At 44.3% G+C, this 12,587-nt stretch carries 12 protein-coding genes; 6 read left to right on the top strand and 6 right to left on the bottom strand.

What is annotated here, in order from left to right:
* The 3 genes from VPNCDNU1_RS17120 to VPNCDNU1_RS17110 form a co-directional block, all read right to left on the bottom strand.
* Nucleotides 1-1,026, bottom strand: a complete 1,026-nt coding sequence (locus tag VPNCDNU1_RS17120; RefSeq protein ID WP_104401434.1) for a transketolase family protein — start codon at nucleotides 1,024-1,026, stop codon at nucleotides 1-3.
* Entirely contained in the window at nucleotides 1,026-1,865 is an 840-nt protein-coding gene (locus VPNCDNU1_RS17115; protein WP_104401433.1) for a transketolase, read from the bottom strand. The genes VPNCDNU1_RS17120 and VPNCDNU1_RS17115 overlap by 1 nt, the downstream gene beginning before the upstream one ends.
* Before the next feature lie 327 nt (nucleotides 1,866-2,192).
* On the bottom strand, nucleotides 2,193-2,495 hold the full coding sequence (locus VPNCDNU1_RS17110; protein WP_101113229.1) for a hypothetical protein: 303 nt from the start codon (nucleotides 2,493-2,495) through the stop codon (nucleotides 2,193-2,195).
* A 311-nt stretch (nucleotides 2,496-2,806) separates the two neighbouring features.
* On the opposite strand from VPNCDNU1_RS17110, the gene VPNCDNU1_RS17105 reads away from it, so the two are divergent.
* The 3 genes from VPNCDNU1_RS17105 to VPNCDNU1_RS17095 all read left to right on the top strand — a co-directional run bounded on the left by VPNCDNU1_RS17105 (nucleotide 2,807) and on the right by VPNCDNU1_RS17095 (nucleotide 6,206).
* A complete protein-coding gene (locus VPNCDNU1_RS17105) occupies nucleotides 2,807-3,781 on the top strand; it encodes a helix-turn-helix domain-containing protein (RefSeq protein ID WP_167404816.1) in 975 nt (324 codons plus the stop codon).
* A 114-nt stretch (nucleotides 3,782-3,895) separates the two neighbouring features.
* Nucleotides 3,896-5,095 (top strand): MFS transporter, encoded by a 1,200-nt coding sequence (locus tag VPNCDNU1_RS17100; protein ID WP_104401431.1) that lies wholly within the window; start codon nucleotides 3,896-3,898, stop codon nucleotides 5,093-5,095.
* Nucleotides 5,088-6,206, top strand: coding sequence for a class II histone deacetylase (locus VPNCDNU1_RS17095; RefSeq protein ID WP_104401430.1), 1,119 nt, complete (start codon nucleotides 5,088-5,090; stop codon nucleotides 6,204-6,206). The genes VPNCDNU1_RS17100 and VPNCDNU1_RS17095 overlap by 8 nt, the downstream gene beginning before the upstream one ends.
* 123 nt (nucleotides 6,207-6,329) lie before the next feature.
* On the opposite strand, the gene VPNCDNU1_RS17090 is transcribed toward VPNCDNU1_RS17095, so the two are convergent.
* Both VPNCDNU1_RS17090 and ubiT read right to left on the bottom strand, forming a co-directional pair.
* On the bottom strand, nucleotides 6,330-6,833 hold the full coding sequence (locus VPNCDNU1_RS17090; protein WP_104401429.1) for a GNAT family N-acetyltransferase: 504 nt from the start codon (nucleotides 6,831-6,833) through the stop codon (nucleotides 6,330-6,332).
* Entirely contained in the window at nucleotides 6,817-7,344 is a 528-nt protein-coding gene (ubiT, locus tag VPNCDNU1_RS17085; protein WP_104401428.1) for a ubiquinone anaerobic biosynthesis accessory factor UbiT, read from the bottom strand. Before ubiT ends, VPNCDNU1_RS17090 begins: the two co-directional genes overlap by 17 nt.
* A 194-nt stretch (nucleotides 7,345-7,538) precedes the next feature.
* Between ubiT and VPNCDNU1_RS17080 the strand changes: the two genes are divergently transcribed.
* The 3 genes from VPNCDNU1_RS17080 (at nucleotide 7,539) to VPNCDNU1_RS17070 (ending at nucleotide 11,627) form a co-directional block, all read left to right on the top strand.
* Nucleotides 7,539-9,575, top strand: coding sequence for a putative bifunctional diguanylate cyclase/phosphodiesterase (locus VPNCDNU1_RS17080; RefSeq protein ID WP_101113235.1), 2,037 nt, complete (start codon nucleotides 7,539-7,541; stop codon nucleotides 9,573-9,575).
* Between the two features lie 143 nt (nucleotides 9,576-9,718).
* A complete protein-coding gene (gene ubiU / locus VPNCDNU1_RS17075; RefSeq protein WP_104401427.1) occupies nucleotides 9,719-10,732 on the top strand; it encodes a ubiquinone anaerobic biosynthesis protein UbiU in 1,014 nt (337 codons plus the stop codon).
* Between the two features lie 16 nt (nucleotides 10,733-10,748).
* Entirely contained in the window at nucleotides 10,749-11,627 is an 879-nt protein-coding gene (locus VPNCDNU1_RS17070) for a U32 family peptidase (protein ID WP_104401426.1), read from the top strand.
* A gap of 60 nt (nucleotides 11,628-11,687) precedes the next feature.
* Here the strand turns inward: VPNCDNU1_RS17070 and nlpI are convergent, their stop codons facing one another.
* On the bottom strand, nucleotides 11,688-12,566 hold the full coding sequence (gene nlpI / locus VPNCDNU1_RS17065) for a lipoprotein NlpI (protein ID WP_104401519.1): 879 nt from the start codon (nucleotides 12,564-12,566) through the stop codon (nucleotides 11,688-11,690).
* Between the last annotated feature and the right edge of the window lie 21 nt (nucleotides 12,567-12,587).

Here is a 12,587-nt window from a genome sequence, read left to right as displayed (position 1 = left end):
TTACTCTCCCAGCCATTCTTTAACTTGAGATACGACTTTCGACACAGATAAACCGTATTGGTCATGGAGTGTCGGAAGCGCACCAGCATCGAGAAATGCATCAGGCAGCGCTATTTGTCGGCATGGAGGATGTATGCCATTTAACATCAGTTCTCTCATTACAGCTTCACCCAACCCTCCCACTTGCGTGTGATTCTCGGCAATCACGACTAAGCGACCAGATTTACTTGCTTCGCGTTTAATGGCTTCAACATCCAGAGGTTTGATCGTTGGGACGTGAAGAACTGCGCAGGACACATTGTCTTGTTTAAGCTGTTTCGTCGCTTCCAAAACACGCATGGTCATCAAGCCAGTCGAAATAAACAGTACATCAGAGCCATCGACGATGGTTTGCGCTTTACCCAGCTTAAATTGGTAACCGTATTCACTCAGAACATCAGGTACATGCCCTCGCAACAAGCGCATGTAAACAGGACCTTGATGCTCGGATATAGCATGGGTTGCTTGCGTAATTTCAGTAGCATCACAAGGATCGACGATGGTTAAATTCGGCAGCCCACGGAATATGGCAATGTCTTCCGTTGCTTGGTGACTTGGTCCATACCCCGTAGTCAACCCCGGCAGTGCACAGACAATTTTTACATTGAGTGCTTCTTCTGCAATTGCCATGCAAATGAAATCGTAAGCTCTACGAGAAGCAAATACCGCATAGGTAGTAGCAAATGGCGTAAAGCCTTCACGCGCTAACCCCGCGGCGGCTGAAATCATCACTTGCTCAGCCATTCCCATTTGGTAAAAGCGGTCCGGATTTTCTTTCGCAAAAACGTGCAAATCAGTGTATTTCGATAGATCTGCGGTTAACCCAACAACTTTATCGTTATGCTTGGCAATTTCGTTTAACGCATGACCAAATGGTGCTGAAACTGTTGGCATTCCCTCTGCAGCCAAAGAAGCTATCATGGCAGAGGTGCGCTGACGTTCGCCTTTTGGCAGTGGTGTTCTTGGTTCGTATTTTGACTTTCTCATTAGGCTCTCCCTGCATCCAGAATCTGAATGGCTTTGTCCCACTCATCGGCTTCTACTCGTAAAAAGTGGTTCTTCTCCCTTTGCTCTAAGAACGGAACACCTTTCGCCATTTTGGTATTGCAAATTATGACTCTTGGCTGCTCGACACTTGTGTGTCTTGCGGTATCAAATGCTGCGACAACTTCCGCTAGGTTATTGCCGTCGACTCTTTGAACATGCCAACCAAATGCACGCCATTTATCATCCAAAGGTTCGGAGCACAGCATGTCCTGAGAAGGGCCATCAGCCTGCTGATTATTGAAATCAACCACGGCAATAATGTTGTTAAGCTTGTGATGCGATGCAGACATGGCAGCTTCCCAGGTGGAGCCTTCCCCAAGTTCTCCGTCGGATAACAGGTTGTATATAAATGCACTGGACTGTTTTCGTTTCAAGCCAAGCGCTGCCCCTACTGCAATGCCCAACCCATGTCCAAGTGAACCACCCGTAATTTCCATTCCAGGAGTGTAAGCTGCCATGCCTGACATCGGCATTCTGCTGTCGTCGCACCCATAAGTTTCCAGTTCATTTTCTGGCAAGATACCCGCTTCAATCATTGCCGCATAAAGTGCAATCGCGTAGTGACCAATAGATAAATACAAGCGATCACGCCCTTCCCATTCAGGGTTATCCGCTTGGTAGTTGAGTGCGTGGAAATAACACACCGAGAGCACATCAGAAAAACCTAACGCCTGAGCAATATAGCCTTGCCCCTGAACTTGCCCCATTTTTAGCGCATTGCGCCGAATCTTATAGGCGTGATGATCCAGAACATCTAGATCGACTTGTTTGGATTCCATTTTTCTTTGTCCTTTCCCTGAGCTGCAAAAACACAAACTCTTCAGTTGTTAATAAATCGTTAACATTACTGATATCTTTGCGTATAGATGGAAGGGAAAAAAGCCAAGAAAAGTGACCTGTTGTTTAGAATTTCTAAACTTCATAGGACGAGAAACCGAATAGAGGCGGCGATAGGTGATGTTCAGCTATGGTCAAGGTAGGCTTCAAAGCGAAGAAGCTCATTTCGAAATCGCACTGAAATCACTCATTGAATTGGGGGATATACAAAAAAAGAGCACCGAAGTGCTCTGAAAAATGATTCATTGACGTTGTTAGGGTCTGTACCCCTATAAATCGCGCATCAAAATCTCAAGTTCTTCCGATGCATCATCAATGCATTCTTGCAGAACTCGAGCATCACGATGGCAAAGTGGCAACCTCCAAGTTTTACCTTTACGAGCATTCGGTGTTTCCCCGACAAGCTCTGTGACGTTGCCCTTTCGTTCGAATCTCAGAGAGTCAAACTCTGTTCTTAAGCTTTGATGACTCTCATGAATTTCAACAGCGACTACACCAGTTGGGTTTACCTCGATATGTGCTTTGGAGTGTGACACATCGTTCAGCGCACAATCTAAATGTCTAGCCAGCATATAATCCTCTCCCTTTTCCTAGTCAAACCGATCACAACCGCTAAATCAGTATAGACAAACCAGTGAGCTTGAAAGAAAATTCTGGTGATAATTTCATCTAAAATAAATAAAGAGTTGATTCTTATCAAAATAAAATTTGAAAAAAATTAAAGGTATTGACACGAATATCCAATGGCATTTTTTCGTTAAGTTACATCCACACAACCCACAGCCCTATCCTACATTTGGACGATGTTTTTCGAATATTCTCCGTGGTAATGTAAACAGAATGTTAACCAACCTTCATTCAATGCAAACGCAAAGGTGACATGATGTCAAAACAGATCAATCGGTGCTCCAGTGAACTTGAAACCTTTAGTGCGCTGCTGCTATCTGTCTATGAATTAGCGCGCCACGTTTCCATCGACGAATTCCAAAATGAAGTACTCAACGCGATTGAAAGCTGTATTTCACACAGCAGCGCATGGTGGGGACGAGCCTCAATTCAAAATGACGGACCTCACCTACACAGAACACATTTGAAAAACCTTTCAGAGCGCTACTTAAGCGATTGGAAAGCGATGAGAGAGAAAGACATTACGGTACAAAAAGTGTTTGACGATCCGGGGCAGGCAGTCATTATTCGCTTTGCAGATAGCGACACACCATTAGAGCTCAAGAACTTGGGTAAAGAGCACGGCATTAGCCAATTGATGTGCGTGATCGCTATCGACCCTGTTACTCAATTATGTGAACACGTAGCGCTGTATCGAAGTCACAGAGAACCCGATTTCACTCAATCCGATGCCGATACTCTCACTAACCTTATGCCTCACCTTGTATCTGCGACTGCAACAAACCAACTTAGAACGCTTTACAACCTTAGAGAGTCGGTTAACCACCATCGTGTAGCGTTTGCGATATGCGATAAAAAAGGCGTCCTTCAAATGACAGAGCCAACCTTCACGGCGCTACTTCTTACCGATTTCCCCGACTGGAAGGGACCACAATTACCACCAGAACTGTACGAGTCTGAATACTGTGGTGAAAACATCACGCTGTCTTTTGATCGCATCGGTGGGCTACTGCTCATGCAGGCAAGATATCGAGATCAATCGGATCAGCTTTCCAGCCGAGAGAGAAGTGTCGCTAAGCTAATGAACGAAGGCATGACCTATAAAATGATTGCGAGACAGCTCGATATTGCGCCCAATACGGTTAGACATCACATACGGTCTATGTACCAAAAACTGAACATCCATAATAAAACCGAGCTCATCCGGCTAATTCAACCGTTACTCCATTAGTCCATTCACCTGCTTAACCATTAGAAAAACTCACTAGAACACATACTTATTAGGTCGTATCGAAAAATACGTCGTGGATTCGTGTGCCCAAAAAACAGCGGAAAGGAAATCGCTATGAAAGAACAACCCCCTCAGTTTTCATCAAACGAACATCATTCATCAAATAAACATTCGCCCAATGAAGTACGCATGATCGTAGCGCTAGTGATCATTGCCGCCTTTTTACCTACGGTATTGATGATGGCACCTGCAATAGCTAGCCAATTAGCCTCTGAATTTCAATTTGGTCCCGCTCAAATCGGCAGGGTAATCTCATCCGAGTTGGTCGGTATGAGCCTCGCCACCATTCCTGCTTGGTACTGGCTTCACCGATTCACTAAACCAAATTCCGCTCGAGTCTGTATCGTACTTTTTGCGGTCTTCAACTTGATAAGCGGATTTGCACAAACCGAACTTCTTTTCATCGTATTTCGCTTTTTAAGCGGTCTAGCTGGTGGGTCTTTAATGATCATCTGTTTGTATGCTGCATCCACGACACGCAACCCCGACAGAGTCTATAGTTTTTGGGTTTTAGGGCAACTCATTGTAGGTGCCATCGGGCTGGCTGTTCTCCCATCTCTGTTTTTGAGCTTTGGCATAAAAGCTGCGTATTTTGCTTTAGCTGTATTAATACTTGGGTGCTCTCCACTCTGCGCATTCTTTGCGACTCCCAATCAAACTAAAACCGCAACTAAGACCTTAAAATTAAATCGTATGGCGCTTATAGGGCTTGTTGCTGTCTTGCTATTTTACGTCAGCCTAAATGGAGTATGGACATTTGCAGGTATGTTTGCAGAAAGGCTGAATCTAAGCTCAACAAAAAGTGGAGAGATATTTTCAGTCGCCAGTATTTTTGGTATCGCAGGAGCGCTATGCGCTGCTTGGTTAGGGCATCGTTGGGGCAGGTTTCTTCCATTGTTTGCTGGCTTTAGCATGATGATATTAGGAACGTATTTGCTGCAGCAGAACAGCGAATATATTTTCTCGAATGCCACATTTTTGTTTAAGTTTTCATGGACGTTAGCCCTCCCTTTTATTCTCGCGACACTTGCAAAAATTGACCATCAAGGGCAACTCATGAACAGCACGAACCTAGTGATTGGTGGAGGGCTTGCCATTGGCCCTGCAATATTTGGTCACCTTCTTGAGTCGGGGCACTCTCTCGATCACTTGGTCATTTATGCCTGCATCACTGCTCTCATTTCCTTCATTTTACTTGGCTTTATTCTTTCTCAATCCAACACACCTTCAGTTCAAGGAGCTCACAATGAATAATAGAACCGGATTTTTATATGATGAACAGTGCTTTTGGCATACCGCTGGCGAACATGCATTAGTGCTTCCCGTTGGTGATTGGGTGCAACCCATGAGCGCTGGTGGTCATGCAGAATCTCCTGAAACCAAACGTCGTCTAAAAAACTTATTGGATGCCTCAGGGATAACCCAACACCTAACCTTAAGTTCAGCCCCATCATGCAGCCAAGCACAACTCTTAAGAGTGCATCCGGAGCACTACCTAAACGAATTTAAAGTACTCAGCGATGAAAAAGGTGGCGAACTTGGTCTATATGCGCCTTTCGGTAAAGGAAGCTTCGAGATTGCGGCACGCTCTGCGGGTTTGGCATGCCATGCCGTTGATAAAGTCGTAAGCGGAGAGCTGGATAACGCATACTCACTTTCGCGACCGCCAGGGCATCACTGCCTTGCGGATAAATCTATGGGGTTTTGTTTACTCGCAAATATTGCTATTGCGGTAGAACATGCCATTGAAGTTCATGGGTTATCACGCATTGCCGTCATTGATTGGGATGTTCACCATGGTAATGGCACACAAGATATCTTTTATTACCGTTCTGACGTTTTAACCATTTCTCTCCACCAGCAAGGGTGCTTTCCTCCAGGGTATAGCGGTGAAGAGGATATAGGGTTGAACAAGGGTAAAGGCAGCAATATCAATATTCCGTTGATGCCAGGGGGCGGTCACAACAGCTACCTGAATGCTATGGAAAAGATCGTAATCCCAGCACTAGATGCTTATAAGCCTGAACTGATATTGGTCGCTTCAGGGTATGATGCCTGTGGGGTTGATCCACTTGCGCGTATGCTGGCTCATAGCGAAACGTATCGCACAATGACGCAAATGATAGTGGAGGCTTCAAGGCGTCACGCCAACAATAGATTGGTTATCGTTCATGAGGGAGGATATTCTGAAGCGTATGTGCCTTTTTGTGGGTTAGCGGTAATCGAAACATTAAGCGGCGTTAGAACAGGTATTGAAGACCCTATGTTGGAACTGATTCAAGCGCAGCAACCATGTCAAAGTTTCAACCAGCTTCAAGCGGAAAAGCTCGACTTATTAGCAAAGAATACTCCGTTGTTGGCATAAGAATTTTACTAACATAGAAAAGGGGCATAAAGCCCCTTCTTCAATTCTTCAATTCTTCAATTCTTCAATTCTTCAATTCTTCAATTCTTCAATTCTTCAAAAAACGGTAAAGAATTCCAGCCATTACATATCTGAGAATTCAGGGCTGAAAAACACTTTTCCTGATTTTCCGTCGAATTCACCTTCGTTTAAGGCTTGAACTTGAAATGCGCCTTCTGGCACATCCCACTGAGTATTCATTTCATAGTCAGCAGCGCTTTCAAATCCAAATCGGCCATAGTAAGCAGGGTCGCCTAATACAACACACGCTGGGTAACCCAATTCTGCTAGCGAGGCCAAGCCTTCCTTCACCAAATCTGATGCGATTCCTTTTCCACGGTATTCTTCTTTTACCGCTAGAGGTGCCAAGCCTTGCCAATTTAAATCTTGTTGATCTAGCGTGACAGGGCTGAATAGCACATACCCCACCACTTCACCTTCATCGTTGCAGGCAACCAACGATAAGGTTCTTTGTCCATTTTCACGCAGGCGATTCACTAACTCGGCTTCCGCGCCAGTTGGGAAAGCATTTTTGATTAACTGTTCTATAGGCAGAATATCTGCCGGTGCTTCAGTTCGTATAAGCATTCATCACCTCTTTGTGTTCGGGCGCAGATTGTAGCCCTTTTTGAACAAAGTCGGCTAATTGATTTAACAAAGTGTTAAGTGCTTTCGGTAATGCGTCAAGATCCACACTGTCCATTATGTTTTTCACTTCTAGCCCAAGTTCCGTGTCTCCTTCTATTCTAAGACGACGTTGGAAAAAAAGCGTATCAGGATCTTCTTTTCGTCCCGCGATGAGAACGAGGTCATTCAATTTCCCACTAAAACTAACATCGCACTGCTCTGCATCTCTCTTCACGACGAGAGATTCATTTCGATAGCTGATATACCACTCCAGTTGGACATCTGAAACTTCTACTTTCAACCACTTCCCTTCTAGAAATTCGAAGTCTCCATCTTCCAATGCCTCTTTAAATACGTGTTTCAAACCTTCAAGCATAGCTTTGTTTTGAAGAGAGTGAGGTAAAAACTGGGCTGGAGATCTCAAAATGGACGCGGCATTAAGCACTAGTTTAGTGCGTAGGAGTTCAAACACGGTAATATCTCTCGGATAGGCATAAATAATTGCAATACTAGAACAATCTTTGTCTCGAATTTATGTTATGTATCAAAAAAAGCTCAGCTAAGCCTTGGATCGCTTTTACATCTCGTATATCAAGGTTATAGTAACTTATCGACTCGCACCTGTAGGTGTTTGCATTACCTCCCCGGAGACTCGGTAACAGATTGATGCCAACAGAACAATTACAACACTGGTTTTCAAAACTCACTGATCACAGTCCGTTTTTCTTTGCCATTTTGGATAAGCAGCACAATTACCGCATGGTAAACGCACGCTATTGCGAAATTGCAGGTCTCAGCAGCGAAGAATTGGTTGGTATGCGTGACACACAAGTATTGGGTGATGCGTTTTATCGAAATCTAAAACCCTATTATGAGCGAGCATTTGAAGGCGAATCTGTAGAAGCAGAAATCACTTTAAATGATCACAGCCTCGAAACTAGCCTGCATTTTAGTTTGTCTCCTGTCATTGGCGAGCAAACGGTCGAATATATTGCTTTTCATGCCATCGATACTTCCGAGAAACAAATTCTTGTCCGCTCTCTTGAAGAATCCGAAAACAAGTTTTCTAAGTTAACCGAGCTACTGCCTAATGGGCTTCTTCTTGTAGAAGATGGTTGCATCATTTCAGCCAATGCCTCAGCGGCAAGATTGCTAGGTTTCAATACCTCGACCGAATTATTAGGCGAAGAGCTAAGCCGTCTGTTTATTGATGAGAAATCCAAACGCACATTTGGTAACCAGTTGCTTAATATGCTGACTGAATCCCAGATAACTTGCTTAACGGGTGCGCGTTGTGGTTTAGAAAGACGAGTTTCATTACAAGCCGAATTGACCAGTTTACTTGGCAATCAATCGCACATAGTGTTAATTCAGGGGCTAGACGAAGCGGCAAACGATGCCAGCATCGGGCAGAATGAGACCCATATTGACTCGCTAACCAAGCTGTATAACCGCTTTGGTTTTACGCGTCGACTGGAGCAGTTCATTCACAATGAAACGCCGTTGGTTATGCTCTACCTCGATATCGATAACTTTAAAAACATTAACGATTCTTTAGGGCATCATATCGGCGACAAAGTTATCAAAGAAGTTTCCTCTCGTTTACAAAGATTGTTACCAGTACAGGCTGTATTAGGGCATCTTGGAGGCGATGAATTTGGCATTATTCTTCCCGAACCCGATCACAATCGCACTGCAGATCAACTTTCCGAACGTATTATCTCTTTGATTAACCAGCCATTTGATTTGCACCACTTTAGTAAGCGCCTAGCTTGTTCAATTGGTAGTGTTAGCTACCCAGGTGACGGACATGATGCGCGTATTTTGCTGCAAAACGCAGATACGGCTATGTACGAAGCAAAAGATCGCGGGCGTAACCGCCTGATCAAGTTTAACGATCAGATGAACAAAGAAGCACGTATGCGCTTGTGGCTAGAAATTGAGCTGCAAAAAGCACTGCAGCAAAACGGTTTGGAAGTTTGGTACCAGCCTAAAGTTAACGCGCGTGATTTCAGTATCAATGGTGCTGAAGCACTGGTTCGCTGGAAACACCCTGTGGAAGGTTACATTAGCCCAGGAGCATTCATTCCGGTTGCAGAAAAAGCGGGCTTGATAGAACACCTTGGTCGTGTGGTAATGCGTGAAGTCTTTTCAACCGTAAAACGTTGGAAGATGCAGGGCATTCTTCCTGGTCGGGTTGCGATTAACCTCTCTCCAGAGCAGTTTGGTAACCCAAAACTTATCGACTATATGGAAAAACTGCTTAGTACGACGGAGCTCGACCCAAGCTGTATCACCTTTGAGTTAACCGAAAGTGCCGTAATGAGCGACAGTGATCATACACTTCAGATGCTCAATGCCATCAAAAACCTTGGCTTTGCCCTTTCCATTGATGACTTTGGTACCGGATACTCTTCTCTCTCCTATTTAGCACGTTTCCCTCTCGATGAATTGAAAATCGACCGAGCTTTCATTACCGATCTTGATACGCTACCGAAGCAGCTTACCGTCATTGAAAACATCATTAATTTAGGTAAATCCTTGAATTTGGTCGTGGTAGCAGAAGGGGTTGAAACAACACAGCAAGCCACTCTATTGTCTAACCTCAATTGTCATTCAATTCAGGGTTATCATTTTTATCGTCCGCAACCCAAGCAAGAAATTGAAGAGCTGTTGGTTCAAAATCGCCGCCATAAAAACTGATCACTATACTCAAGCCACCTGAACATTAATGTTGTTTGGGTGCACGCTAAACTGAACAAAAACTGCCCCACATCAAATTCCTATTTGTAAAACCTACCTAAAATGTTCTGTTACTGACAATAACAATGAAAGGTAACGAGCGTATGGAACTCCTCTGTCCTGCGGGCAATTTACCTGCTCTAAAAACCGCCATCGACTGTGGTGCCGATGCGGTTTACATCGGGTTTAAGGATGATACCAATGCCCGACATTTCGCTGGTCTGAACTTCACCGGAAAAAAATTGGAAAAAGCCGTGCAGTATGTGCACGACAACAATAAAAAAATTCATGTCGCACTGAATACTTTCGCTCACCCTAATGGGTTTGAAAGATGGACGACCGCGGTAGACAATGCAGCTCAATTGGGGATTGATGCCTTAATTGTTGCCGACATTGCAGTGCTGGATTATGCCGCGACAAAATACCCTGATCTGGAGTTACACCTCTCCGTGCAGGCTTCCGCTACCAATGTTGCCTCTATCGATTTCTATCATCAAAACTTCAATGTAAAACGGGTTGTATTACCCCGTGTACTTTCTATCCATCAAGTCAAACAGTTAGCTCGTAACATGACGAGTGACGTTGAGCTGGAAGTCTTTGCGTTTGGAAGCCTTTGCATCATGGCAGAGGGGCGATGCTACCTTTCCTCTTATATGACAGGTGAATCCCCTAATACGGTTGGGGCTTGCTCTCCGGCAAAATACGTTCGTTGGCAAGAAACCGATATGGGCTTGGAATCTCGTTTGAATAACATACTCATTGATCGCTACTCCGAAGGGGAAAATGCAGGCTACCCTACGCTGTGTAAAGGTCGATTTGATGCGATGATCGATGGAGAGCACAAGCGTTACCATGCGCTAGAAGAACCGACGAGCTTAAACACGTTATCTTTGCTACCTGACTTGTTTGCAGCCAATGTCGCTTCGGTCAAAATTGAAGGTCGCCAACGCAGCCCTGCCTATGTGGAACAAGTCACCAGAACATGGCGTGCTGCGATAGATCGTTACCAGTCCTCACCGGAGCAATATCGTGTCGAGAACACGTGGAATAACACACTAGCAAACGTTTCTGAGGGTACACAAACCACGCTCGGTGCCTATCACAGAAAATGGCAGTAATCTGGAATAGAAAAATATGAAATACGCATTAGGTCCACTCCTCTATTTCTGGCAAAAGCAAGATGTTGAAGCGTTTTACCATCACGCCAAATCTTCCGAGGCAGATATTGTTTATTTAGGAGAAAGCGTTTGCTCAAAGCGAAGGGAAGTAAAACTTAAAGATTGGCTTATGCTCGCAAAAGAGCTTAGCGCTAGTGGTAAGCAAGTGGTTATTTCCACTATGGCATTACTCGAAGCGCCTAGTGAAGTTAGCATAATGAAGCGATACATCGACAATGGCGAATTTGCCATTGAAGCCAACGATGTGTCTGCCATTCAGTTGGCTTTTGAGAAGAAGGTTCCGTTTACTGTTGGCCCTGCGGTTAATGCATACAACGCCCAAACGTTGGGTCTTTTCTTAAAGCAGGGGATGACGCGTTGGTGCATGCCTGTGGAATTGTCACACGATTGGCTTAGTAATTTACTCATTCAATGTGATGAATTGGGTATTCGAAACCAATTTGAAGTCGAAGTGTTTGGATATGGTTACTTGCCGCTTGCGTACTCTGCCCGTTGCTTTACTGCTCGCGCGGAAGATCGCCCTAAAGACGAATGCGAGACTTGCTGTATTCGATATCCAAATGGGTTAAAAGTCAGCAGTCAAGAAGGACAAGAAGTCTTCACTCTGAATGGGATTCAGACACAATCCGGTTATTGCTACAATTTAATCAATGACGTAGCCAATATGCATAGTACTGTGGATGTAATTCGACTCAGTCCTCTTGGAACAGAGACGTTCCAACAACTTTCAGCATTTAAAAACAATGAAGATGGCTCTCACCCAACAGAACTAACAAACCGAGATTGTAATGGTTATTGGCATCAAATAGCAGGGCTTAATACTGTCACTGTGTGAATGACAACCAACAAAAACACATAAAAAAGCCGCCTTGTTTGGCGGCTCTTTTACAAATTTCTAGATTTCAGTTTCTTTCGGAGCGTTATCTCTTTCCGCTTTCAATTCGCTATAAATATTGCCTAGCTCCATATAAGAGTACCGGTGTTCAACGTATTCATAGACATTGAATGAGAGTGCCAACTTATACAGTGATATGGCATTACCATAATCACCTTGCAACTGATAACGTTTTGCCAAATAGAAATACGTTTCTGTTAATCGCTGAGACAAACGTTCGTTGTCGTTCGTTGCATTGACGATGGCTTTTAGAGCACGCTCTTCTGAAATCTGATCTAGCATTAGCGCAACCATCAACCAGCCCCATCGCTCGCTTCGCTTATCGTAACGATTCAGCAGTTTTTCTTTTGCTACATCGGCATTTATTTCGCGCTCAATCAAATATAACCAAAGAGCACGGAAAGGGTCATCGGGGTCGTCATTATAGTGTGTTGTCATCTCTTCAAACGCTAACTCGTAACGACCACCATAATACAAAGCAATCGAGCGATTCCTTTCTGCGTATTGATTAGCAGGATCGAGCTCTAACGTTGAATCAAATGAGTCATACGCAGCATCGAACTCTCGCTTCTCGGTAAAGTATACACCCAGTAGGTTATAGACATCTGGCTGACGAGGATTCAAGTTTAAGGAACGCTCAAAGTCTAAACGAGCTAAATCACGCAAGCCGACGCTGTCGTAATAATTACCCCGCTCGTAGAACATTTTGGCTCGCACTTCTTCTTTCAGATCTTGCCTTTGCAATAGCTGAGTCAGCCTTGCAATCTGCACTTCCTGTTGAATGCTAGGCTGCAACGGCACCGCCATTGGTGGGTATAGCCATTGGTTTTGGTTGGAAGCACACCCGGTTAGTATTAGGGTTGATATTACTCCGACCATTTTTAACCATTTCGCCAAACT

Source organism: Vibrio penaeicida, from assembly GCF_002933855.1.
GTDB classification, from domain to species: Bacteria; Pseudomonadota; Gammaproteobacteria; order Enterobacterales; family Vibrionaceae; genus Vibrio; species Vibrio penaeicida_A.
Note: the sequence above shows the minus strand (reverse complement) of the source record. Positions and strands in the feature narration are given on the sequence as shown.